The organism is Cellulomonas flavigena DSM 20109 (assembly GCF_000092865.1).
In the GTDB taxonomy this organism is placed as follows: Bacteria; Actinomycetota; Actinomycetes; order Actinomycetales; family Cellulomonadaceae; genus Cellulomonas; species Cellulomonas flavigena.
On sequence record NC_014151.1, the window covers coordinates 3,795,719 to 3,820,423 of the forward strand.

Here is a 24,705-nt window from a genome sequence, read left to right on the forward strand (position 1 = left end):
TGCGCAGGCGGGCACGGAGGCGATCTGTGGAGCAGCCCGTCACGGGCCGGGGCTGTGGTCGCCTCGGCAGGACGACCACAGCCCCACGACCCCCACGCCCCACGACACCCCACGCCGCGCGCGTCCGCCGGTCGGCCGTCCGACCTGCGTCAGTCCCCCGGTCGCCGCTGCCACCACGGCCGCACGGGCGGCAGCAGCGCCAGCACCGACAGCACCACCACCGCCACGAGGCCGGCGAGCCGCCACGCGTCGTCCACGGTCCCGGCGGCCACCGCCCCGGCGACCAGTGCGAGCGCCTGCGCCCCGAGCTGGGCGCCCAGCGCGGCCCGCCCGTCGTCGAGCAGCACCGCGACCTCCACGCGCGTGCGCCACGCGGTGTGCGCGGCGACGGCCCCGAGCCGCAGCAGCACGTGCACCAGCAGCACCAGCAGCGCCAGCAGCAGCGGCGACGGGGGCTCGGCGAGCGCGACGCGCACCCCGACGACGAGCACGACGAGCGCCGTCGTCGGCCACCGCGGCGCCACCGCGGGCGTGAGCGCGACGACGACCATGACCGCCAGCAGCCCGACCGGCACCGGACGGCCCGGCAGCGTCGCGGCGACGAGCACCGTCACGACGCCGACGAGCGCGAGCACCGCACGCAGCGTCACCGACGCGACCGAGCGCCCGGTCCGCACGTCGACCTCCGGCGGCTCGCCCCGCCGCCGCCGTGTCCGCGCGCTCGGACCCAGCCGGTCCAGCACCCACGCACCGAGCCCCTCGGACCCGTACCGCGCGCTCATCGTGGCGCCCCCGCCCCGGCCCGGCGCTGCGCGCGCCGCGCGAGCACCCGCAGTGCCACGGCCGGCTCGTCGCGCCACGTCACGAGCTCGACGCCCTGGTCGACCAGCTCGGCCATGCGGTCGTCCCGCGTGAGCGTCATGAGCCGCAGCGCGAGGCGCTCACGGTCGTACAGCCCGGACTCGCGCAGCCGGGGCAGCACGTCGACGGCGACCACGCGGTGCCCGGCGTCGCGCCACCGCGCGGCGACACCCGCGGACTCGTCGTCGAGGAACGTCGAGAACACCACGACGAGCGCGCCCGACGGCAGCCGCGGGGGCCGCAGGCGCGCGGCGGGCTCGCCCTCGGGCGCGGTGAGCGCGAGCGCGTGCCGGATGCGGTCGAGCTGGCGGCGGCCGCCACCGGGCGGGACGGGCCGGCGCCGCACGCCCAGGTCGTCCAGGCCCACGCGGTCGCCGCGCTCGAGGTAGGCGCGCGCGAGCGACGCGGCGGCCTGCCGGGCCCGGTCCAGCGACGTCGCGTCCTGCGGGCGCGGCGCCACCGACCCGCGCCACGTGCGCGGGTCGGGCCCGACGTCGTCGCGCGAGTCGACGACGAGCACGACGACCGCCTCGGCCTGCGCGTGCTCGCGCCGCACGTACAGCTCGGACAGGTCCGGCGAGCGGCGCGCGGTCACGCGCCAGTCGATGCGCCGCAACCGGTCCCCGGGCGTCCACGGGTGCACGTCGCGCAGACCGCCGCCCTCACCGGGGCGCCGGGACTCGTGCGGGCCGGTGAGGCCACGCAGCCGCTGCGGCAGCGGCAGCTCGAGCAGCGGGGTGGTGGCCGGCAGCACCACGGTCGTGCGCGTGACGGCCGGCGTGGGGTCGGCGACGGTCGCGCCGTCCGGCCCCACGCCCTGCACGTCGGCCGTCGCGATCTCCTGCGGCCCGGTCCGCACGGTCCGCGCGACGACGGCCAGCAGCCGCTCGCCCTCGACGCGCACCAGCACGTCCGCGGCCGGGCGCCCCTGCCGCGTCGTCGACACGGTCGCCCACCGCGCGGGCCCGGCGACGTGCAGCGTGCCGTGCAGGTTCCCCGCGCCGCCGCGCGCGTCGGGGTCGGCGTCGGACGCCTCGAGCGCGACGGTCACCGCACCCTGCGGCCGTGAGCGTAGCGCCCGCACGGCGAGCACGAGCGGGCCCGCGGCGAGCACGGCGACGTCCGGGCGGGCCATGAGCACACCCAGCACGACGAGCACGAGGCACACCGCCGTGGCGCACGTGACCGCACGCACGGGCGTCCACGGGCCCGGCGGCGCCGCGACCGGCGCGTCGTCGTCCCGCCACGTCGGCGGGCGCGCCGGGGGCGGCTCGGGGACGCTCACCCGCGGCGGGCCGTCGTCGGGCCGGCGACGCGCCCGAGCACCTCGGCCACCACCGCCTCGGGCGCCAGGCCCGCGGCCCACGCCTGCGGCGTGAGGGACAGCCGGTGCGCGAGCGCGGGCGCAGCGACGGCCTTGACGTCCTCGGGCGCCACGTAGTCGCGGCCGTCGAGCACGGCGAGCGCGCGGGCCACGAGCACGAGGGCCTGCGACCCGCGCGGCGACGCGCCGACCTCGACGGCCCGGTGGTCGCGGGTCGCGGCGGCCAGGTCGACGCAGTACGCGAGCACGTCGCCGTCGACCGGCACCTCCTCGACGCCCGCCTGCATCGTCAGCAGCGTCGGCACGTCGACCACCTGGCGCACGGTCGCGCCCTCCTGCCGGCGCGCGAGACGCCGCGCGAGGACGTCGACCTCCGCGGCGCGCTCGGGGTACCCGACGGCCAGTCGGACCATGAACCGGTCGAGCTGCGCCTCGGGCAGGGGGTACGTCCCCTCGTACTCGACGGGGTTGGACGTGGCGACGACGTGGAACGGCGCGGGCAGCCGGTGCGTCGTGCCGTCGACGCTGACCTGCCGCTCCGCCATCGCCTCGAGCAGCGCCGACTGCGTCTTGGGGGCGGTGCGGTTGATCTCGTCGGCCAGCAGCAGGCCCGTGAACACCGGGCCCGGCCGGAACTCGAACTGCGACGTCGCGGGGTCGAAGACGCTCGACCCGGTGACGTCGGACGGCAGCAGGTCGGGCGTGCACTGGATGCGCCGGAAGTCCAGGCCGAGGGCCGTCGCGAGGCTGCGCGCGGCGAGCGTCTTGCCCAGGCCCGGGACGTCCTCGAACAGCACGTGCCCGCCGGCGAGCAGCGCGGCCAGGGCCACGCGCAGCGGCTGCTCCATGCCGACGACGGCCGTCGCGACCTCGTCGAGCACGGCACGTCCGTGGCGTGCGACCTCGGCGACGGGCAGGGGCGACGGGGTCATCGGGGGCTCCTCGGTTCGGGGGCGTCCTGCGGCGGTGCGGGGTGGGTGCGGGTGGGGCCGAGACGCTCGAGCACGTCGAGCGCGTGCACGAGGTCGCCGACGCCCGGCAGCGGGTGGGTGCGGTGCGTGAGGGTGGCCAGCGCGCGGGCGCCGAGCAGGTCGCGCAGCGCGTCGGCCTGGTCGGGGTCGGCGAGGTCGAGGCCGTGCCGGGCGACGCGCCGCGCGCCGGCCTCACGCAGGCGCCGCAGGGCGCGCTCGCCGACGCGGCCGTCGCGGCCGACCATCGACCACGCGAGGTCGAGCACCTCGCCGCGCGCGCCGTCGTGGGACCGGTGGTGGCGCGGCGCCGGGCGCGGCTCGGGCTGCCCGTCGACGCGCTGCACGACGGCGACGACCGTGGCGGCCGCGAGCGCCACGAGGGCGGCGGACGACCACCGCATCCCCAGCGCCCACATCGTCAGCACCACGACGGCGCCCACCACGAGAGGACGCCACACGGCGGCCCGGACGGTGCGCAGCAGGGCGCGCGCGGCGCTCACCCGGTCCGCCCCTCGCCGGCGGGGCGCGCGCCGGGCGCACCGGGCCGCTCCGCGACCTCGTCGTCCGCGCGCGCCACCAGGCCCTGCCCCACGACGCGCAGCAGGTCGCGCGCGCGGCGGACGTCGGCGGCGTCGACGCCGTGGGCGCCGAACCGCGCGGCGAGGTACAGCCGCAGCAGCTCGCGCGTGGCGGCGGGGTCGGCGCGCGTCGCGTCGAGCACCCGCACCGCGAACTCGCTGGCGGTCTCGGCACGGTCCCGCACGACGCCGGTGCGCGCGGCCGCCGTCTCGACGGCGACCCACGCGCCGATGACGGCGTCGCCGGGCGGAACGTCGTCCTCGAGCGCGCGCGTGGCCTCCTGCACGCCCTCGCGCAGCGCCGCGACGGCGGTGTCGCTGAGCTGCTCGCCGGTGTCGTCACCCGGGTCGCCGTCCTCGTCCAGGTCGTCGGGCCGGTCGAAGCGCCAGCCGCGGCGCGCGTGGCGCAGCAGCAGCACGAGGGCCGTGAGGACGAGCAGCGCGCCGAGCACCTGGACCACGCGCACGAACCACTGCGCCCACTCCGCGGGCGGCGGGGCCTCGATGTCCTCGAACGCGGGCGGCGGGGACTCGGCGGACGGGAAGACGGTGGGGATCTCGGTCGCCATGGGCGGCTGGTACGGCCGCGCCTCGAGCGACAGCGGCCCGCTCAGCGCGGCGGCGAGGACGCCCACGACGACCAGCAGCGCGGCCAGGACGGTGGCCAGGCTGGTACGGCGTTCCGGCACAGCACTCCTCTGGCCACGGTGGTCGGACGGGTCGCCAGGCTATCCCCGTGCGCCGGCCGGGGTGCCGGACGACCGGCCCGCCCGGCGGGCGTCACCCTCGTGGCGTCAGCAGGTGTGGCCCGTCTCGCACCACTGGTGCGCGACGTCCACGACGAGCCGCGACCCCGACCCGGGGCCGGCGAGCACGAACGCCCGGAACGGCAGCCGCGCGCGCACCCCCAGCCCGAATTGCTCTCTCACGCCGAGAAGGGAAGGCCCCGCCCGGCCACCCCCCACCCCGCGAGAGAGCAATCCAGTCATCTCTCCCTCCCCGCGAGACGTCGATCCAGCCCCGCGGGTGGGCGTTGGTAGCGTCGCGTGGTGGTTGCGATGAACGACGTCCTCGAGGCCCTGCGTCGGTACCCCGACGTCGAGGCACCGAACCTGCACGCGGTCGACGCGACCGACCGACTGCTCCTGGGCGAGGCCGCACCCCTGCTCGCCGACGCCCCGGACGGCACGGTCGTCGTCATCGGCGACCGGTACGGAGCCCTGACGCTCGGTGCGACCTCGGGCCACGGCGTCACCGGCGTCCGCACGCACCAGGACCGCCTGACGGGCGAGCGCGCGCTGCACGCGAACGCCGAGCAGCTCGGCATCGAGGGGTTCACGTCGCACGGCCTGACGCCCGACCTCGTCGCCGGGGCGCGCCTCGTGCTGCTGCAGCTCCCGCGCTCGCTCGACGCGCTCGACGAGGTCGCGGGCCTGGTCGCGGCGCACGCGGACCCGTCGGTCGTCGTCGTCGCGGGTGGGCGCGTGAAGCACATGACGGTCGCGATGAACGACGTCCTCGCGCGGCACCTCACGCACGTCGAGGCGCGTCTGGCGCGGCAGAAGTCGCGCGCGCTCGTCGCGACGGGCGTGCGCGCCGACCACCCTGCCGCGCGCTGGCCCGAGCGCACCCCGCACCCGGACCTGGGGCTCACGGTGTGCGCGCACGGCGGCGCGTTCGCGGGGACGAGCGTCGACATCGGGACGCGCGCGCTGCTGGCCCACCTGGACGAGGTCGGCCCGACCACCGGCACCGCGGTCGACCTGGGCTGCGGCACGGGCGTGCTGGCGGTCGCGCTCGCACGGTCCCGTCCGGGTCTCGACGTGGTCGCGACGGACGAGTCCGCGGCAGCCGTCGCCTCCGCGCGGGCCACGGTCGAGGTGAACGGCGTCACGGACCGGGTGCGCGTCACGCGGGCCGTCGGCGGCGACGACCTGCCCGACGCGTCCGCCGACGTCGTGCTGCTCAACCCGCCGTTCCACGTGGGCGCGACCGTCGCGCCGGCCGTCGCGCACGCGTTGTTCGCCGACGCCGCACGTCTGCTGCGCCCCGGCGGCGAGCTGTGGGCCGTGTGGAACTCGCACCTGCGCTACCGGCCGGCGCTCGAGCAGGTCGTCGGGCCGACGCGGCAGGCGGGTCGGGACCCGAAGTTCACCGTCACCGTCTCGACGCGGAGATCGGCCATGACGTCATGAGGCCCCCGACGCGCTGGCATCCACGCATCATGGCAATGGGCTGATATCCCCACGAGCGATGAGCGTCCTCACGCTCGACGCGCCCTGCCTGCGCGTCTAGCCGCGTGGGCTCATCGGCGCCGATGAGTACGTTCTTTTCTCGATACACTAGACCGGTTAGTGTCACTCGTACGACCCATAGGAGAGCCATGAGGGTCGCATCGCCGCGCACCCGGCGGGACCTCGCCACCCTCGGTGCGCACCTCGCGGCAGCCCGGAAGATCCAGGACCTCACCCAGCAGGAACTGGCGGAGCGTGCCGGGATCACCCGGGGGACGCTCGTGCGCCTGGAAGCCGGGGAGGGCGGCCCGCGGCTGGAGGCGCTGCTCGCGGTCGCTCGCGTCCTCGGCTTCAGCGGTGCGCTCGTCGACGCCGCCGACCCCTTGAGGACGGAGTTCGGACGCCTGCACGCCGGCAGGGCCGACCGGAAGCGCGTCCGATGACCCGCCGCGCTGTCGAGGTGCACGTCGACCGAGCGGGCGCACCCGTGCACGTCGCGGACCTGACGTTCGAGACGAACGCGGGAGGCGCCCTGGTCGCGACCGAAGTGAGATACCAGAGGGAGTGGCTGGACGACCCCCGCGCGTACGAGCTGAGCCCGGAGCTGCCACTGACCTCGGGAGTCGCCACGTTCGCCGGCCGGACACTCCTGCCCGGAGCGATCGCGGACAGCGGGCCGGACCGCTGGGGCCGTACGTTGCTGTTCGACGCGGCCCGGCGCGACGCCAGGGCGGTCGGCGCCCCCCTCCCCCAGCTCAGCGAAGCCGACTTCGTCCTGCTCGCGAGCGATGCGACCCGGCACGGCAACGTTCGCTACCGCGACCCCGTGAGCGGGCTGTTCCTGTCCGAGCAGCGCGCAGGGCTGCCCACACTCGTCGACCTTCCCGCTCTCGTCGACGCGGCACGTCGCGTGACCGCGCACCAGGAGCCGATCGACGCGGATCTCCGACTGCTCGTCGCGGGCGGCACGACGCTGGGCGGCGCTCGACCCAAGGTGAACGTCCTGCGTGACTCCGGGCGTCTGGCACTGGCCAAGCTCCCGGCTGCTGACGACCGCTGGGACGTCCAGGCGTGGGAGGCGACGGCGCTCACGCTCGCACAGCGGGCGGGCGTGCGCGTGCCGGCGTTCGAGCTGCACCGCGTCGACCTGGACACGTCGGTTCTCGTCGTCGAGCGGTTCGACCGTGACGCGCACGGCCACCGCGTCGGCTACTGGTCGGCACGGACGCTGCTCGAGCAGCAGGACGGGGAAGCGCCGTCGTACGTCGAGCTCGTCGACGCCGCCGGCGACCGCATGCGACACCCCGACACCGAGCGTCTGGAGCTCTTCCGTCGCGTCGCGTTCAACCTCCTGGTGAACGACGTCGACGACCACATGCGCAACCACGGGATCCTGCGAGAACAGCACGCATGGCAGTGGGCTCCGGCGTTCGACGTGAATCCGTGGCCCTGGGAGTGGAAGGTCGAGTCGACGCCGATCGGTGTCCGCGGGCAGCGCACCGAGAGGTCCATCGACGAGCTCGTGGAGAGCGCCCGCGCCTTCGGACTGCGTCCGGACCGTGCCGCCTCGATCGCGGCGGAGGTCGAACTGGCGACGCGTGACTGGGCCGGCGTCGCGGAGCGCTTCGGTGTCGAGGACCCTGCAAGGTCGGTTCTGGCGTCCGCGTTCACCAACCCGAGCCGAGCCGCGGCACAGCGGTGGAACCCCACGTCCTGAGCAGGGACGGAACGCACGTCGGCTCTCGGAACCAGGTCCGTCGCGACCATCGGTCGTGACGTCATGAGGCCTCCGATGCGCTGATATCCACACACCCTGGGCGGTGGGCTGATATCCTCCCACCTGTTGAATGCGCGAATATCAGCCCACCGAGGAGGTCTCATGGTCGAGCAGGAGCGACCGACCTGGGCATCGGTGAACAGCGCCGCTGAGCTCGGCGCCTTCCTGCGCCACGTCCGCGAGCGCCGCGGCCTCTCGCAGGACGCACTCGCCGACGCGCTCGGGATCGACCGCCGGTACGTCTACCAGATCGAGTCCGGCTCACCGACCCTCTACACGCGCCGGCTCTTCGCGATGCTCCGGGCGCTCGACGTGCGCATGGAGGTGCACGAGCGATGAGCGTCCGGACGCTGGATGCCTGGCTCTACGGGACGCTCGTCGCGCACATCGAGCGCGACCGTGACGACCGCGTCCGCCTGCGCTTCACCGACGACGCCCTCGACCGCTGGGGGCACGGGTCGGCAGTGCTGTCCGGTCTGCTGCCGCTGTCCGACCGCGCATCGTCGCCCGCCGCCGTCAGCGCCTGGCTGCGTGGGCTCATGCCCGAGGGGCGGGCGCGGAGCCACCTCGCGCGTCGTGCCGGTGTCGCCCCGGACGACGTGGTCGGGTTCCTCGCCGTGCACGGGCGCGACACCGCCGGCGCGCTCGTGCTCGTCCCCGAGGGCGCCTCACCGGACCGTCCGCGCGTCCCGCTGCGCACCCTCGACGACGACGAGATCGGCGCCCTCCTCGACGAGGCCGCCGAGCAGGGCACGGCGGACCAACCGACGTCGATCGCGGGGCTGGAGTCGAAGATCGTCCTGACCGCGACGGCGCACGGCTTCGCGCTCCCGACGCCCGACCGTCCGTCCACGCACATCCTGAAGGTCGCCCGGCCCGCCGACTCGCGGTCGGCCGACCTCACCGACACCGAGGAGGCGTCCCTCGCGCTCGCGCGGGGGTGCGGGCTCGGCGACGTCGAGGCGTGCCACCGCCTGTTCGCCGGCCGACGCGCGCTCGTGGTGCGCCGGTACGACCGCGTCGTCGGCCCGGACACCACCGAGCGGGTCCACCAGGAGGATGCCGCCCAGCTGCTGGGGCTGGACACGACCGACCCGGAGCGCAAGTTCCAGTACGGCAAGCGGCGGCCGTCCCTGCTGGAGATCGCCACCCGCCTCGAACGGCTCGGCGTCCCACTGGACGGCCTGCTCGCCCTGACGACGTTCAACGTGGCGATCGGCAACACCGACGCCCACGCCAAGAACCTGTCCGTGCTGCACCTTCCCGACGGCACCCACCGGTTGGCGCCTGCCTACGACGTGGCGATGCACACGCACCATGCACACGCCGAGACGCGCACCGCGATGGACGTCGACGGCGTCCGAGAGATCGACGACGTGACGTCCGAGCGCCTCCAGGCCGAGGCCGCCGCCTGGGGGGTCGCCGCCCGCCTTGCCGCGCGGGTCGTGAGGGAAACCCTCGAGCGACTCGCCGCGGCCCTCGACGACGTGGACCGCGCCATGCACCCCGGGGTCGACAAGACGGCATGGGCGACGGTGGACGCGCGCGTCGCGCGCCTGCTCGGCTCCGGGTGAGCCCTCGGCGGTGTCAATCCGTGGAAGCAACGAGGAGTCGTTCGAAGGCTTCGCGGGGTGTGAGGAACCCGAGTGCTGCGCGGGGGCGTTCGTTGAGTTCTTCGGCGATCGAGGTCAGGTAGGGCTGGTGGGTGGGGATCGTGGTGCCCTTGGGCAGGTACTCGCGGATCAGGCCGTTGGTGTTCTCGTTCGTGCCGCGTTCCCATGGTGAGCGGGGGTGGGCGAAGTAGACCGGCAGGTCGGTGGCCAGGGTCAGGTGCCCGTGGCGGGCCATCTCGGTGCCCTGGTCCCAGGTCAGGGACTGGCGCATCATCGCGGGCAGTCCGGTGACGGTCTCGATGAGGGTGTCGGCCAGCGCGGTCGAGTCCTTGCCGTGCTGCAGTGCGAGCAGGACCGTGAACCGGGTGGTGCGCTCGACCAGGGTCGCCGCGGCGGTCCTGCCGTGCGCGCCGATGATCAGGTCACCTTCCCAGTGCCCGGGCACCCGCCGGTCGGCGATGTCCGGACGGGCCTCGATGCTGGTCATCCCCACGATCGGGGCACCACGTTCGCCCAGATCACGACGCGGACGACGGCGGGTGCGCTTGGTGCGCAGCATGATCCCGTGCCGGGCGAGCTCACCCTTGGGCAGGGCGTAGATGTACCGGTAGATCGCCTCGTGGGACACGACCTTGCCGTGCGCGGGCACCGAACCGTTCATCAGGCCCACGGTGTCGTCGTCGGCCTCGCGGCGCAAGCGTCCGGCGATCTGCCGGGGTGTGCGCGAGTGCTTCAGGTCCGCCAGGACCCGCGCGGACAACACCTCGTCGGCGGCGATCTTGCCGACCTGCGGACGCCGGCGACGGGCCGCGGCGGTGTTGTCGGCATGGACCAGCTGGTACCCGCGGGTCTTCAACGAGTTCCGAGCGACCTCCCGGGAGACGACCGAGGCGTCCCGACCGATCCGCCGCGCGATCGAGCGCAACGACTCCTTCGCGCGTAGCCCCGCCAGGATCTCGACCCTGTCATCGACCGTCACCATCCGCCGCACCCGAGCAACCCCCTGACCTGGACCGTTGCTACGACGCTATGACACCGCCCTCGCACGGTCGCGACAACGGAGCGGCAGCTCGATGCGCCGCTCCTCCACCGTGGCTGCGTCGAGCTCGAGCCACCGCGTGTCCGACGAACGCTGCGCCGCACCCAACCACCCGTACCGCGGCGGCGCGTTCGACGTCGCACCCCCGCTCAACGGCTGCGGGTGACCGAACTCGTCGTACGACACGTACGACAACTCCTGCCACGACGGCAGCGCAGCCCCGTCGTGGATCGGCACCGTCCCGACCACATCCCCGTGCAGGTCCACCAGCTGCAGCACCTGCTCACCTGTGTCGCGCTCGACATGCCTCGCGGGTTCGCCTCGAAGCGTCGTCGTCCGATCCTGTGATCGCAATCGCGGAACTCGCGCTCGAACCGTGCGATGCCCGAGCCGCGAGCGTTCATCGCTACAGAGTTGGGTCAATCGGCTTAGTGCTTTGCGGCCCGGGCGGCGATTCGCGTCGAGCAGTGCTTGCTGGTCGTGGGTGGGCGAGCTCCCGCCTACTCCGGGTGCGCCATCGTTCCCCCGCCTGCCGCAACTCGCTCTGCAGCCGCTCGCGGCCGCCCTCGACAACCCGGCCGCAAAGCAAACCACTTAAGGACGAAACACGACGTATGGGCCACGCGAGCGACTTGGCAGCATTCCGATCAGCGAGCCTGGGACCCCTCGACGAACCGAACGGCACCGGTTTCAACGCAGAAATCTAGGCCAGTGAACTGAAACAACAGGACATGGCTCTCAGCAACTCGACCTGTAGCTACGTCGATGTTGTGGATGACCGCCTGCTCGTAACCGAAGCATGCACGCCCTTGGGGCGGTTGATTGATTGTGTAGAAATCAGTGACCGCACTCAACTCGAAGCCAATACTTTCCGCGTCGCCGCCGATCGGGTCCAGTTGGAGCCGCAGAGCGGAGTGAGCGAGGTCGATCTCGATCGATCCCGCTGTGTAGCCCAGTCCGAACTCGACCCGCTCCGCGACTGAACCTTCGGGCAGGAGCACGTCGGTATACGATCTTCCGGGCACCCACGGGTGCATTCTAGAGTACTTCATCTCACCTCTTTCGGATGACCTTGAAAGCTTTCCAGATGATCGACCATGACGCCGGTCGGACGATGGCATTCTTCGCATTGGCAAACTTCCCTGGAATCGCATTCCGGAAGTGATGGTTGTAACCTTGGAACTTCCAGTGCGGAGGGGGAATTCGAACTCCGTTCTCATGGTGAACCCGCCCCTTCAGGTCCACAATAAGTCGGCCGAACTTCTGCTGCACCGTAACGCGATTAGCGCCACCACACCGACGGATCAGCGCCTCGGACACCTTTCGTTTGGCGGCATCGTTCGTCGCTCTGGTGACCCTTGCTACCTGACTGGCGGCCCGCGAGGCGGCACTACCCGCGCGTGCGGCCATGCTGGCACCGACGCGAGCCGCCGGCCCCGCGCCCACGAGCTGCGCGGCGGCCACCGCCCCCATCATGACCACCATCTTCGTGTTGCCGCTCAGCCCATACGCGACTGCCGAGATGGCACCCGCGGCCGCGCCGATGGGACCGGGGATGAACGAGGCTACCGATCCCACCGCCGCGACCGCGCCCAGGATCTTGCCCCAGGCGATCGTCCCGCCCAGGTCCGTGCAGTTCACCGGGTCGGCGTTGCAGTAGTCGTACGCGTTCGCACTGCCCCCAGCGACGGGGTCGACCTGCAAGAACCGCCCGATGCCCGGGTGGTACAGCCGCACCCTCATCAGCACCACGCCCGCAGGGGTGTCCGACGAACGCTGCGCCGCACCCAACCACCCGTACCGCGGCGGCGCGTTGGACGTCGCACCTCCGCTCAACGGCTGCGGGTTGCCGAACTCGTCGTACGACACGAAACGCAGGTCCCGCTGCGACGGCAACACAGCCCCGTCACCGATCGGCACCGTCGCGACCACATCCCCGTGCAGGTCCACCAGCTGCAGCACCCGCTCACCGGTCTTCCCGGTCTGCACCGCGACCTGCCCGTCCGCGCCCTCCACCCACCGGGTCACCTCCTCCGGCTGCGTCGCGTCCTCCACGATCCACCCCGGCTCATCACCATCACCGTCGTAGTGGATCACCTGCACCAAGAAACTCGATCAAGAGCGCGTTGGGAATGTATCTACACCCGCTGACGTCCCACTCTCCGAGCGACATATCCACTTCAACCAGTCCAAAGTGGATACGTATGGTGGCGTCCGACCAGACGTTTTCGACGATCGAAGCATCGATCACCGAAAGTTTCATGAGTGCCGGCCACGGGTCGACCATCGAAACATCGCTCCGATGAGCGGGAAATCTGACTTGCCGCTCCTCAACCTCGCGTGTAGTACTGAAAGTGAGGAGTTCATCCTCGCCATACATCTCCCAAGCGAGGATAAACTCGCCGGCCGAGGTGGCGAGACGAACTGCTGCATCCGGTTCGTGCATATCGGGATCTAGGCGATAGTTGGTAGGCCAATTTGGGTCAGAATGAATGTACTCCACGCGCAGGATCTTTTCGCCGTGCAGAGAGCGAAGGTTCACCGACGTTGCAGCCCGGATGCGATCAACGATGCCGAACATCGACTCAATACCTTCCAAAGTACGCGAAGCTGCCATCCTTCGCCCAAGTCGCGCCGATTCCTCGCTTGCCGGGTATCGGCATGATGACCCGCGTCCCACCCTTGAAGTTTCCTGCCCTCACTGTGACCCAACGACTCTTGGGGTGATTCAGTATTCGACGTGCGAGGCCGTGTGCAACGCGATCCAGATTCTTCGCTGACGGCGTGACAGGCACCAGGTGTTTCATGTGCTTCTGGTACTCGCGACCACCCCTCGTCAAACCGCCCTTTGCTGGCGCCTTTAGCGCATTGAGCATGGCGGATCGTTGAGCAGCCTTCGCCGCTTTCATAGAGTGAGCGATGCCCCGGACAGCGTAGCCCGCACCCACCAGCGTGGCAGCGGCAGTAACCCCATAAGGAGGGCCTTGCCCTTGTTCCCGCTGGCCGCGTACGCGACAGCCGACACACCGGCAGCAGCAGCACCGACCGGCCCGGGGATGAACGAGGCGATCTCCCCGACCGTCGCCACCGCGCCCAGGACCTTGCCCTAGGCGATCGTCCCGCCCAGGTCCGTGCAGTTCACCGGGTCCGCGCTGCAGTAGTCCTACGCGTTCGCACTACCCCCGGCCACCGGGTCGACCTGCAAGAACCGCCCCACACCCGGGTGGTACAGCCGCACCCCCATCAGCACCACACCGGCCGGGGTGTCCGACGAACGCTGCGCCGCACCCAACCACCCGTACCGCGGCGGCGCGTTCGACGTCGCACCCCCGCTCAACGGCTGCGGGTTACCGAACTCGTCGTACGACACGTACGACAGCTCCTGCCACGACGGCAGCGGAGCCCCGTCGTGGATCGGCACCGTCCCGACCACATCCCCGTGCAGGTCCACCAGCTGCAGCACCTGCTCACCGGTCCGACCGGTCTGCACCGCGACCTGCCCGTCCGCGCCCTCCACCCAGCGGGTCACCTTGTCCGGCTGCGTCGCGTCCTCCACGATCCAGCCCGGCTCGTCACCGTCACCGACGATCTCCGTCGCGCGGTCACCATGTCCGCCGCTCGTGGCGTGCGGGCCCGAATCCTGCCGAACATCATCCTCGATCCGTCGTCGCGAGCCGCCGGCACCCGCGCAGCCCCCGCCTCGCCGCCGGCGCGAAACCTGCCGCGCGAGAACTCCCCAGCGGAGAACGCTCGTCACGAACCGCGAAGAATCAAGTAGCACCTCTCATAGGCACGAGCAGTCAGTAGCCGAATCCTTCTGGCGCAGGCTCGTCGATAAGTTCACGGTCGTCGGGGACATACACCCAAAATGTGCCCATCATTGCGTTGGTAATGTCACCCCAGGCGCCCGGAGGGATGCGCTCTATCCGATCATAGATCCACCTATCGACGCACCCTCGATCCCATTCTTCAAGCACTAGTTCACGGTCTCCAAAGCGAGGCGAGTGGAAGCGGGGGTCACACTCCGTGAAAGTCGGTGATCGGACGCGCAGTAAGAGCTCGATGTCGAGTCGCGGAGTTCCGGGTGCGAGCCTTCCTATTCCTCCGCCATACCTCCATAAGATTGCTCGCGGCAGCGATCGCCTTCCGTTCTTGACGGTTACAGTAACAACCGTCCCCCAAGGCTTTCCCCGCAGTCCAAATCGCGCGCCTTCCCAGCAGCGGAATTTCTTCAACTCGTAGGTTGCGGCGACAGTCGGCGTGATGATGGCCGTAGTCACGATCTCCACCTCTTGACATAAACGTGGATGTCCAGCAGGCGCCTCGGGTGTCGCCAGGCACCCCTCGCGGTTCCGGGGGTCTGAGTAAGCTCCAGATTTGCCTTTCGATGTCCATCGCTCTTGTCGACGGCCGGGCGATAGCGCCGAGACATGTCTCGACTGTAGAGAGCCCGGTTGTTTCCCGCTCCATGCCATCTTGCGCCTCTTCCGACCCACATCCGACCCGCGAGCCGAGCTGTGAGGCGGCTGACCGGCTTGGCTGCTGTGGCAACCTCCTGGCCAGCTCGGGCTGCACGCACGATGCCTCTGGCACGAGACACCGCGCGAACGCCAATCGTCACGGCCGCACCAGCCCCCACGAGCGCCGCCGCTGCGGTCACGCCCATGAGCAGCGCCTTGCCCTTGTTACCACTGGCCACGTAAGCGACCGCCGAGACGCCCGCCGCCGCCGCCCCGATCGGGCCGGGGATGACCGAGGCGATCTCCCCGACCGTCGCGACCGCACCCAGGACCTTGCCCCAGGCGATCGTCCCGCCCAGGTCCGTGCAGTTCACCGGGTCGGCGTTGCAGTAGTCGTACGCGTTCGCACTACCCCCAGCCACAGGGTCGACCTGCAAGAACCGCCCGATGCCCGGGTGGTACAGCCGCACCCCCATCAGCACCACACCCGCAGGGGTGTCCGACGAACGCTGCGCCGCACCCAACCACCCGTACCGCGGCGGCGCGTTGGACGTCGCACCTCCGCTCAACGGCTGCGGGTTGCCGAACTCGTCATACGACACGAACCGCAGGTCCCGCTGCGAGGGCACCGGAGCCCCGTCACCGATCGGCACCGTCCCGACCACATCCCCGTGCAGGTCCACCAGCTGCAGCACCTGCTCACCGGTCTTCCCGGTCTGCACCGCGACCTGCCCGTCAGCGCCCTCCACCCACCGGGTCACCTTGTCCGGCTGCGTCGCGTCCTCCACGATCCACCCCGGCTCGTCACCATCACCGTCGTAGTGGATGACCTGCTCGGTCGAGTTCGCCCACGCCCCGTTCACCCACGCGAACGTCTCCTGCGTGGAGAACCTCTGCAACGGGTCCAACGACCACGCCGCCTTCTCGACCCCCGGCACCTCCTGGGCGGCCACCAGGTCGTTCACGAAGTACGACGTCGATGCCACGCCCGACCCGTCCGGCGTCGGCATCGCCGTCGTACGACCGAACGCGTCGTACCGCCACGCGCTCCCGTTGCCACCCGACGTCGAGACCAACCGGCTCGCCGAGTCGTAGCCCGCGTGCCGGACCTCGACGAGGCCGGCCGACGCGAGCCGCGCGAGCGCCGTCGCGGCCTCCTGCGCGTCGGGCACCGCGTGCAGGTGAAGAACCGTCGTGCCCGAGGGCCGGGAGCGCAGGTACCTCGCACGCCGTGGCGGGTGGCACAGGGCGACGCCGCCGGGCTCTGCGGTGTTTTCGCGATGCGGAGGCGGGGCGCATTTGCGCGGGACTGCGCTTTTACGTCACGAGACCCACGGAGACAACCGTTCGTCCTGACTAAACATCTCCTCACCTTGAAACCACTCGAAAAGCATTTCAAAGTATACGAGCGGGTATCCGAAATCGGGGTCCACGTAAGGGCTCATAGTTCTGCATAGTCGATCCTCCATGTAACGAAATCCGGCGGCTTCGAAAAGTTCGAGCGCTTGTCGAACGCCCATGTCGAGCGTGGCCCTTACTGCCGCCCTCCTAGCGTGCGAGTTGAAGACTGTCATCGCCGGGATCACCGTCGACAAGTAGACGACCACCCCAGTGGGCTTGCCAGACGCGAGGACCTCGTAAGCACACGAAGTATGAATGTTCGAGTTAGTGATCGTCGCCACCTCGAGCGACGACAGTCCAACCAGGTGATCCCAAGCGCCTCGATCAGCCAGTTCACGTGCAGAACCGTGCGTCCACGACGGCACCCGGTGTGAACCGACCACTCCTTCGAGGAACACATTGAGGACGTGCGCCTCATCAATAAGGGAACCCATGCCAACCTCTCTTGGAGGATTGCACGATAACGGTACGAGTCATCCTCCCGCCTGCCGTCACGCCGACCACGACCGGGGCGCGCCAGATCTTGCGGCCACTCTTGCCGATCGGAGTCCCTCGTCGCACGGCCATGGCGACGATCGTACGCGCGCTCGCCAACCCGAAGAATACGGACTTACCTCGGCGGTCTGCTGCGGACGCAACGCGATGCTCATTCGTGCCCTTGACGTGCTTTCTCAGCGCGCCCTCTGCGATGTCGCATGCAGCGGGCCCGGCGTTGTGGACGAGCTGGTCGGCCTGCTGCTCGTCGGCCGTGACGTAGTACGTGTGCTGCCCCGCGACGTGCAGGTTGTGCACGGTCTGGTTCGCGAACACGCCCAGGTCGCCGATCTGGACCAGGACACGTTCGCTGCCGTCGGAGGCCACGGTGGTGTCACCGACGAGCAGGTCACCGGCGGCGACCCACCCCTGATCCTGCACCCAGTACGGGTGGTTGTCCGTGGCGACCACGGCCTGGACGTCACCGTCGAACCGCAACGCGATCAGACGCTTGTCACCGGTCGAGACCAGCGGGGTGATGACCGGCTCGGGCGACGTCTCACCCGTCTCGGGGTTCCCCGCGAGGATCAGGTCACCGACCTGCAGGTCCTCGATGGGACGCAAGGACCCGTCGGCCATCCGCACCAACGTGCCCGCCACGAACGAGCACCCACGCTTCAGCGCGCTGCGCACCCGCGAGGCCGCGGCCTGCGCACGCTGGGTCACCTTCGCCGAGATCGACGTCGCCTTGAACGCCGCCCGCACCCCGATCCCCGCCCCGACCAGCTGAGCCGCGGCGGTGATCCCCATCTCCAGGGCCTTGCCCTTGTTCCCACTGGCCGCGTACGCGACAGCGGAGATACCCGCCGCTGCCGCACCGATCGGCCCGGGGATGAACGAGGCGATCTCCCCGATCGTCGCCACCGCACCCAGCACCTTGCCCCAGGCGATCGTCCCGCCCAGGTCCGTGCAGTTCACCGGGTCGGCGTTGCAGTAGTCGTACGCGTTCGCACTACCCCCAGCGACAGGGTCGACCTGCAAGAACCGCCCGATGCCCGGGTGGTACAGCCGCACCCCCATCAGCACCACACCGGTCGGGGTGTCCGCCGAACGCTGCGCCGCGCCCAACCACCCGTACCGCGGCGGCGCGTTCGACGACGCACCCCCGCTCAACGGCTGCGGGTTACCGAACTCGTCGTACGACACGTACGACAGCTCCTGCCACGACGGCAACGGCGCACCGTCATGAATCGGCACCGTGCCGACCACGTCCCCGTGCAGGTCCACCAGCTGCAGCACCTGCTCACCGGTCCGACCGGTCTGCACCGCGACCTGCCCGTCAGCACCCTCCACCCAGCGCGTCACCTTGTCCGGCTGCGTCGCGTCCTCCACGACCCAGCCCGGCTCGTCACCGTCGCCGTCGTAGTGGATCACCTGCGTCGCCGAGCTCGCCCACGCCCCGCTGACCGACGCGAACGTCTCCTGCGTGGAGAACCGCTGCAACGGGTCCAGCGTCCACACGGCCTTCTGCACACCCGGCACCTCCTGCGAGGCCACCAGGTCGTTCACGAAGTACGACGTCGACGCCACACCCGACCCGTCCGCCGTCGGCATGGCCGTCGTACGACCGAACGCGTCGTACCGCCATGCGTCGCCGTTGCCGCCGGACGTCGACACGAGCCGGCTCGCCGAGTCGTAGGTGGACGTCGTCGTGGCGGGGATGTCCGCACCAGGGCAGGGCTCGCGCCATCCGCCGGTCGCGGTCGCGAACGACACCCGGTTGGAGCGCTGGTCGTACCCGTACCTCCGGGTCGTGCACTCCGCCCCGGCGAACTGGGCCTCGTTCACGCCGACGAGACGCGCGTACCGGTCGTACTCGTACGTCCGCGTCCCCGTCCACGACGTGTGCTCGACCCACTGACCCCGGTGGTTCTCCACCACGGAGTCGTGCCAGATGACCACGCCCTGCGAGTCGGTGTACGTGCGGGCGACCGGCACCCGGGCGGCGTCGTACCTCACCGACATGGCGACGCCACCGGGCAGGAACTGGTGCTTGAGCTGGCCGTCCGGACCCCACACCGGGCGCACCTCGCCGGCGACCGAGTCGGTCATCAGCGTGACGTAGCCGCGCGGGTCGACCGTGCGGTCGTACTCGTACGTCCGGGTGGTGCCGATCGAGTCCGTGACCTTCACCGGCTGGCCGTACCGGTCGTACTCGGTGGCGGTCCACCCGCCGTGGGCGTCGGTGTAGCGCACGAGCCGCCCGAACGCGTCGTACTCCTTGCGCACCGCGGCGACCACGTTGCCCGCGGCGTCCACGGACGCGTTGCGCGTCACGTCGCCCGTCAGCGGGTCGTACGTCGTGGTCGTCCGCGCGATGGCCGCCCCGGCACCCGCGCTGCCGGAGATCTCCACGGCCGTGACGCGGTCCGCCGCGTCCACCGTCGTCCGCGTCTGACGGGTCTGGCCGTTCGCGGTCTCCGTGGTCAGCGTGGCGGTACCGAAGCGGTTGTACTCCGTGACGCGCTTCTCCGAGAGCTGCCCGGGCATGCGCGACGCGTCGTGCCCCGTGACCGCGCCGGCATACCGGGTGACGCACGGCTGACCGGCCCACTCGGGACGGTTGCCGCACGCCGCGTCGGCCGCATTCGTGCCCGCGGTGTAGAGGATCGACAGGGTCGTGCCTGCGTCGGCGCCGGTGGAGCCCGGCTTCGACGACCGGATCGGCCGACCACGGTCGTCGTACACGGTCGTGGCACGCAGCGGCTCCGGTCCCTCCGCGTCGACGGTCACGCTCGTCGGCTGCTTGTGGATCCAGCCCGACGACGGGTGGGTCGGCGCCACGGCCGGGTCGACCGGCGAGTAGCCGTACGTCGTCAGGGTGCTGTCGAGGAAGTCCGCCGTGACGACGTCCGCCCCCAGGGCGATCGTCCCGGAGCGCTCGCGCGTCGGGAGCTTCGACGCGACGACGGTCGCCGGCCGCCCCTCGTCGTGGGCGTAACGCACCGCCGCGTGCCCGGTGACCTGCTGGTCCGGGTCGTTGCCCACCGCCAGCCGCTGGGCGGGCCCACGGGTGGCGTGCACCGCCAGGTCGTCCGCCGTGTAGAAGGTGCGGGTGTCGAGCATCTGCGCGATCGCGGCGGGTGTCCCGGTGATGCCCCACTCGCCGAGCTCGGCCGACTCCGGGAGCTTGCCCAGGGCGAGCAGGCGGTTCGTCGCGTCGAGCGTCCGGACGACGCGGCCCTTGCCGTCGTACTCGGTCGTGTCGACCAGGCCCTCGACGGGGCCGTCCGCCGCGTTCGGGGACGCCGTGTTGACCTCGAGCCCGGACGCGTTGAGGTAGTGCACCGTCGCGGACCCGTACCCGTCCTTGCCGGGTTGGGTCGCCGTCGCGGTCGTCACGCTCGGCACCACCTGCGGCGGGAACACCGCCGTGCCGTCCGTGGGGCCGTCCTGCTGGGCCCACGTGTCGATGGCCGCTGCGTTCATGTCGTACGGCCCGCCCGCGCCGCGCGTCAGCGGCACGTTGTAGACGACCGTCGTGGTGTTGTCCGGCCCCCGCGTGCTCGTCGTGCCCTGGACGAGGCTCGCGCGCGTCACCTTCAGCAGGCGCGCACCCGCGTCGATCCAGTCGCCCGCGCCGGTCTTCTGCGCGCCGCCCTGCCCGTACGTGAACCGGTACGGCTCCTCGCCCTCGCCGGCCGGCTTCACGATCGTGACGCGGCCGCTGCTGTCGTACTCGTACCTGGTGACCAGCGGGCGCGCGAGCCGCGGGTCGTTGACGTGCTCCAACCGGCCCGACACGTCGTACGCGTACCGGGCGACCGTGGTCCGGGTGCTCGCGACTCCCGGGTCGGCCGACCACAGGTGGACGGCCTTGACCTGTCCGGCGTAGTCACCGGCCGACGACCCGACCGCGGTCGTCGACGTCGCGTACTCCAGCTCCAGCACCTTGCACCCGGCGGCGGGCGTGGCGGCCGTGCAGCCGGTCACCCCGGGCTCACGTGGCGCGATGATGCGCACCAGCCGTCCCGGCCCCGTGGTCGAGGTCTCGTAGACGTACTGCGCCTCGGTGTCGGCAACGGTGCTCGACGTCTCCTTGAGGAAGTAGTCGCCGGACGACCCGGGTCGGGTGAACAGGCTGTACGTGCCGTCGAGCTCGGTCAGCCGCCACCCGTTGCCCTCGGGCTTCAGGGTCAGGCTCTCGGCCCCCGGCTCCGGGAACCACTTCTGGCCGTCGCCGGACGTGAACCAGATCTGGCCACCGCCCGTGAGGTGCACGGCCGCGACCTCGTCGTACGGGCGCGAGACGTGCGTGTACGCCGTGCCCGCCCACTCGTCGACCGTGCCGAGCGACCACTCCTTGCCGAACGGCGACCACGTCTCGCGGATGGAGACGTTGTCGAAGTACACCGGCTTGTTGGTCGCGGCGAACCCGTTGTAGAAGCGCGCGAACGCCTCGGTGGCGCCGGCGGGGATCGTGACGTCGGTGGTCACCCGCTGCCAGCGGTCGGTCTTCGTCGGCATCGGCGTGCGGGCGGCGGTCCCCGCGGGCTCGCTGTAGGCGCCCGTGCCGACGCGCCAGAAGACGTTGATCCCCAGACCGCGCGCGGAGTCGGGCTTCAGCCCCGTGGCGGCCGGCACGTACACCCACGCGGAGATGCGGTAGGTGCGCCCGGCCTGCAGCCCGAGCTTGTTGTTCGCGATGGGGCCGGTGTCGCCGTAGATCGACGCGTACGAGTCCGCCGCGCCCTTCGACGTCACCTTGAACGACGACGTCCCCGCGTGGAACCGCTGCGTGTCGATCGTCACGGCGGCGCTGTGCTGCGCGATGTCGGTGGCGACGTTGCCCTCGCGGATCGCCTCCGGCAGCCGGTCGCCGTGGAGCTGGATGCCGGCCCGCGTCTCGCGCGACGACGCGGTCCGTACGACCGAGATGCCGAACTCGTCGACGTCCGTGACGGACAGCGTGTGGTCGCCCGTGAGCAGGTTGACCGACCCGGGGCCGACCTCCGCCGACGCCGCGCCGTCCGCGTCGGGGTCGACCGTGAGGGTCACCCACTGGGTGGCCTGCGGGCTGGAGCCGTCGGCCGACTTCGACACCTGTGCCCGCACCTGGACGGGCCCGCCCTCGTGCCCGAGCGTCGTACCCGCGTCCCACGTCGTGTACGCGTTGCCGGTCGGCAGCGCCTGCCACGTGCTCGTCCACGCACGCCCGGTGGACGTCGTCAGGTCGCCCAGCGGCACGGCGTACGTGTCGGTCGAGTCCGGCCCGCGCCGCCACTCGTACCTGACGTACCGGTACCCGTCCGCCGCCTGCACGCGGATCGGCACGCGCCGCACGACACGCGTCCCCTCGTCCGGCGCGACGATGCCGGCGAGGCCGACGTTGAACGCGTACTTGCGCACGGGTGAGACGTTCCCGGCGCGGTCGACCGCCTGGACCTGCAGCACGTGACGCCCGGCGGTCGTGGGCTTGACCTTCAGGCTCTGCGTCGTGCCGCCGACGGCGGCGACCTTCTGGTTGGGGTCCGGCGCCTTGTCCAGCGCCCACCGGTACTCGACGATCGACCCGTCGGCCTGGGACGGCGTGATCGTGAACGTGCCCTCGTCCCCGGGCGCCCTGCGCCACTTGTTGTCGTCCGGGTAGTCCGACGACGTGACGACCGGGGCGGTCGGAGCGACGGTGTCGACGCCGAACGTGAAGCGCGCCGACGGGCTGCCCTCGTGCTTCCAGTCGCTGCCCGCGACCATGAAGAAGTACGTCTCCTGGTCGACGAGCGTGCCGGCCGGCACGTCCTTGACGGCCTGGGTCCCGCTGGTGACGAAGCCCGACGCGCGGCCGTTGCCCCAGCCCCACACGTGGGCGCCGGCACCGCGGAACAGGTAGAAGTTCGAGTCGAGGTTCTCCCCGTCGGGGTCGCTGACCGTGGCCGACAGCCGCGGCGTCAGCGTGTTCGTCCAGTAGACGCCGTTGTACGCCGTCGCGCTGCGCGGCGAGACGTTGAGGTTGGTCGGCACGTTCGGCACCGAGTTGTAGCTGACCCACACCCAGGGACCGGCGCCGGACTCCGCGGAGTAGAACCTCTTCCAGCCGTAGGAGTCCGCCTCGTTCTCCGCCTTGAGACCCACGCCCACGGTCGAGACCGACGGCGCGTCGGCCCACCGCTGGACGAGGGCGGAGATGTTCGCGCGGACGTCGCCGTCCGGGCAGGCCGACGAGTACCCGCGCGTCTCCGACGACGTCGAGTAGTGCCCCATCCACGCCGGCTGCGCGCTCCAGCGCGTGCCGTCCGAGGCCGGGGTGGTGTCCCACACCTGCCAGTTCCGCGCCTGGCACGAGTACGCGTGGTGCTCGTAGATGACGAAGTGCGCGTCGAGCACCTTCTTGCCGTGCACCGGCGGGATGGAGAAGTTGACGAAGCTGCGGGCGACGGTGCTGCCACCGTTCCACGTGCCCATGAGCAGCTCGGTGCTGGTCGACAGGTTCGCCGAGCTGTTCGACTGGACGTACGTGTCGAACCCGCCGTTCAGCGCGAGCTCGGGGTCGACCACCACGGGGTAGACCGTCGCGGGGTCGGTGAGGAACTCGGCCTGCGGCTGCAGGTCGATGCGCACCTGCCCGTCGGCGACCTCCACCTCGCGCTCGACCTCGACCTGGTCGGCCATGACGGGCTGCTGCGGCGCCTCGGGCGCGTCGCCGTCGAGGTGCGGCAGGTCCGCTGCGGGTGCGGCGGCCTTCGGTCCCTTGCCGGCGGGCGCGTTCTTCGGCGCCTTCGCCGGGGCGTCCTTCGCCTCGTCGTCGACGAGCCAGGCGGGCGGGGTCCGGCGCACGTCGACGTCGAGCGGCTGCCACGGCTCGGTGACGGGGTGCACCCGGTCGGCGTCGGCGGTGGCGTCCCACATCATCGGCTGGGGGCCGCGCACGGCCACCTCGCCCTCGGGTCCCCGGACCTCGAGGGACCCGTCCTCGAGCTGCACCGCCTCGCCGCCGTCGACGTCGATCGTCACGGGCAGCGCGAGCTCCTCGGGCTCGGCGGGCGCCTCGTGCAGCACGAAGAACTGCTCGACACCCGCGGCCGTGACGTCGACGACCATGTCGGTGCTGGGCCGGACGTCCTCGTACACGACCCGCGCGCCCTCCACGCGCGGGGCCGGCAGCGGCCCGTCCCACGTGATCGTGGACGTCGTGCCGTCCTCGGTGGTGAGGGTGACGACGTCCACGAGCCCGTCGGGCTCGGTGACGGCGCCGGAGACGACGACGTCGGCCGGGTGCGCGACCGGGCGCAGCGTGCCGTCGTCGGCCGCCTCGAGCGTGGGGTCGACGGCCGCCCAGTCGTCCTCGGCGGTGCCGTCGCCGCCGGTGCGGACCCACACCGGGCCGCTGCTGCGACCCGCGGCCCACGTGCCGTCGGGCATGGCGAAGACCGAGCCGTCCGCGGTCCGCTCGCCGAGCACCTCGACCGGCACACCCTCGAGCCGCGCGATGGTCGCGGCGCTCACCGCGTCGGGCGCGGTGAGCGTCTCACCGTCGACCGGCGCCGTCGCCTCGGGGGCCTCCGGCTCGACTGGCGGCGCCGGCGCACCCTGTGCCGGCGCGAGGCCGGTACCCAGCAGCGTGGCGGCCACCACGAGCGCCGTCAGCGGGACACGACGCCGCCACGACTCGGGCACACCGAACGAGGGAAGCAGACCGGGCACGGCGACCTCTTCATGCACACCGCCGCCCCGGGCGCCGGCAACCCATGACGCGACCACCTCGCGCCCGGCCGCTGCGCACAACGGCTGCGCGGAAGTTACCGGCGGCGAGACGCTCGTCGTGACGGTTCGCGACGGATTCACCCCTGGGAGGCCCTCAACCTCGCAAAGCACGCATCGTCGTCACCCGAACGGCGCAGTGAGGGGTCCCGCCACACGTGTCAGGCGTCCGGCGGCGCAGGGCGAGGTGCGGCCGGCGCGACCCGGTCCGCAGC

19 protein-coding genes and 1 pseudogene are annotated in these 24,705 nt (G+C 71.6%); 5 read left to right on the forward strand and 15 right to left on the reverse strand.

All coding sequences use genetic code 11. The annotated features are described in order from the left end of the window. Positions 1 to 149 precede the first annotated feature (149 nt). The 6 genes and pseudogenes from CFLA_RS17180 to CFLA_RS21125 all read right to left on the reverse strand — a co-directional run. A complete protein-coding gene (locus CFLA_RS17180; RefSeq protein ID WP_013118617.1) occupies positions 150 to 782 on the reverse strand; it encodes a hypothetical protein in 633 nt (210 codons plus the stop codon). Next, positions 779 to 2,146, reverse strand: coding sequence for a DUF58 domain-containing protein (locus CFLA_RS17185; protein ID WP_013118618.1), 1,368 nt, complete (start codon positions 2,144 to 2,146; stop codon positions 779 to 781). The genes CFLA_RS17180 and CFLA_RS17185 overlap by 4 nt, the downstream gene beginning before the upstream one ends. Beyond that, positions 2,143 to 3,117, reverse strand: a complete 975-nt coding sequence (locus CFLA_RS17190; protein ID WP_013118619.1) for an AAA family ATPase — start codon at positions 3,115 to 3,117, stop codon at positions 2,143 to 2,145. Before CFLA_RS17190 ends, CFLA_RS17185 begins: the two co-directional genes overlap by 4 nt. Beyond that, positions 3,114 to 3,656: a hypothetical protein gene (locus CFLA_RS17195; protein WP_013118620.1), complete on the reverse strand. Its 543-nt coding sequence runs from the start codon at positions 3,654 to 3,656 to the stop codon at positions 3,114 to 3,116. The genes CFLA_RS17190 and CFLA_RS17195 overlap by 4 nt, the downstream gene beginning before the upstream one ends. Beyond that, positions 3,653 to 4,423 carry a DUF4129 domain-containing protein gene (locus CFLA_RS19250; protein WP_013118621.1) on the reverse strand — a complete coding sequence of 257 codons (771 nt, stop codon included), beginning with the start codon at positions 4,421 to 4,423 and terminating at the stop codon, positions 3,653 to 3,655. The genes CFLA_RS17195 and CFLA_RS19250 overlap by 4 nt, the downstream gene beginning before the upstream one ends. Before the next feature lie 105 nt (positions 4,424 to 4,528). Beyond that, positions 4,529 to 4,648: pseudogene (locus CFLA_RS21125) on the reverse strand (AMIN-like domain-containing (lipo)protein); the annotation flags it as partial. 144 nt (positions 4,649 to 4,792) lie between these two features. Here CFLA_RS21125 and CFLA_RS17205 point away from each other — a divergent pair. From CFLA_RS17205 to CFLA_RS19255, 5 genes are all read left to right on the forward strand, one after another. Next, positions 4,793 to 5,929, forward strand: a complete 1,137-nt coding sequence (locus CFLA_RS17205) for a class I SAM-dependent methyltransferase (protein ID WP_013118623.1) — start codon at positions 4,793 to 4,795, stop codon at positions 5,927 to 5,929. Between the two features lie 188 nt (positions 5,930 to 6,117). Further along, positions 6,118 to 6,411: a helix-turn-helix transcriptional regulator gene (locus tag CFLA_RS17210; protein WP_013118624.1), complete on the forward strand. Its 294-nt coding sequence runs from the start codon at positions 6,118 to 6,120 to the stop codon at positions 6,409 to 6,411. After that, the gene (locus CFLA_RS17215; protein WP_013118625.1) at positions 6,408 to 7,685 is read left to right on the forward strand and encodes a type II toxin-antitoxin system HipA family toxin; all 1,278 of its coding nucleotides are present in this window, start codon (positions 6,408 to 6,410) and stop codon (positions 7,683 to 7,685) included. Before CFLA_RS17210 ends, CFLA_RS17215 begins: the two co-directional genes overlap by 4 nt. A gap of 162 nt (positions 7,686 to 7,847) precedes the next feature. Further along, positions 7,848 to 8,084, forward strand: coding sequence for a helix-turn-helix transcriptional regulator (locus tag CFLA_RS17220; RefSeq protein ID WP_013118626.1), 237 nt, complete (start codon positions 7,848 to 7,850; stop codon positions 8,082 to 8,084). After that, positions 8,081 to 9,319: a type II toxin-antitoxin system HipA family toxin gene (locus CFLA_RS19255; protein WP_013118627.1), complete on the forward strand. Its 1,239-nt coding sequence runs from the start codon at positions 8,081 to 8,083 to the stop codon at positions 9,317 to 9,319. Before CFLA_RS17220 ends, CFLA_RS19255 begins: the two co-directional genes overlap by 4 nt. 13 nt (positions 9,320 to 9,332) lie before the next feature. Here the strand turns inward: CFLA_RS19255 and CFLA_RS17230 are convergent, their stop codons facing one another. From CFLA_RS17230 to CFLA_RS20590, 9 genes are all read right to left on the reverse strand, one after another. Beyond that, positions 9,333 to 10,340, reverse strand: coding sequence for an IS30 family transposase (locus CFLA_RS17230; RefSeq protein WP_043598709.1), 1,008 nt, complete (start codon positions 10,338 to 10,340; stop codon positions 9,333 to 9,335). A 45-nt stretch (positions 10,341 to 10,385) separates the two neighbouring features. Next, positions 10,386 to 10,676, reverse strand: coding sequence for a hypothetical protein (locus CFLA_RS17235; RefSeq protein WP_043599255.1), 291 nt, complete (start codon positions 10,674 to 10,676; stop codon positions 10,386 to 10,388). A gap of 368 nt (positions 10,677 to 11,044) precedes the next feature. After that, positions 11,045 to 11,398, reverse strand: a complete 354-nt coding sequence (locus CFLA_RS17240; protein WP_148234412.1) for a hypothetical protein — start codon at positions 11,396 to 11,398, stop codon at positions 11,045 to 11,047. Between the two features lie 52 nt (positions 11,399 to 11,450). Next, the gene (locus CFLA_RS17245; RefSeq protein ID WP_043599260.1) at positions 11,451 to 12,500 is read right to left on the reverse strand and encodes an RHS repeat domain-containing protein; all 1,050 of its coding nucleotides are present in this window, start codon (positions 12,498 to 12,500) and stop codon (positions 11,451 to 11,453) included. Next, positions 12,475 to 12,978, reverse strand: a complete 504-nt coding sequence (locus tag CFLA_RS20175; RefSeq protein WP_148234413.1) for a hypothetical protein — start codon at positions 12,976 to 12,978, stop codon at positions 12,475 to 12,477. The genes CFLA_RS17245 and CFLA_RS20175 overlap by 26 nt, the downstream gene beginning before the upstream one ends. Before the next feature lie 582 nt (positions 12,979 to 13,560). Then, entirely contained in the window at positions 13,561 to 13,953 is a 393-nt protein-coding gene (locus tag CFLA_RS17250; protein ID WP_043599263.1) for an RHS repeat-associated core domain-containing protein, read from the reverse strand. 720 nt (positions 13,954 to 14,673) lie between these two features. Next, on the reverse strand, positions 14,674 to 16,029 hold the full coding sequence (locus CFLA_RS17255; protein ID WP_013118629.1) for an RHS repeat-associated core domain-containing protein: 1,356 nt from the start codon (positions 16,027 to 16,029) through the stop codon (positions 14,674 to 14,676). A 150-nt stretch (positions 16,030 to 16,179) separates the two neighbouring features. Continuing rightward, on the reverse strand, positions 16,180 to 16,692 hold the full coding sequence (locus CFLA_RS20180; RefSeq protein WP_148234414.1) for a hypothetical protein: 513 nt from the start codon (positions 16,690 to 16,692) through the stop codon (positions 16,180 to 16,182). Next, positions 16,676 to 24,433, reverse strand: coding sequence for a DNRLRE domain-containing protein (locus tag CFLA_RS20590; RefSeq protein WP_013118630.1), 7,758 nt, complete (start codon positions 24,431 to 24,433; stop codon positions 16,676 to 16,678). Before CFLA_RS20590 ends, CFLA_RS20180 begins: the two co-directional genes overlap by 17 nt. Positions 24,434 to 24,705: the final 272 nt, after the last annotated feature.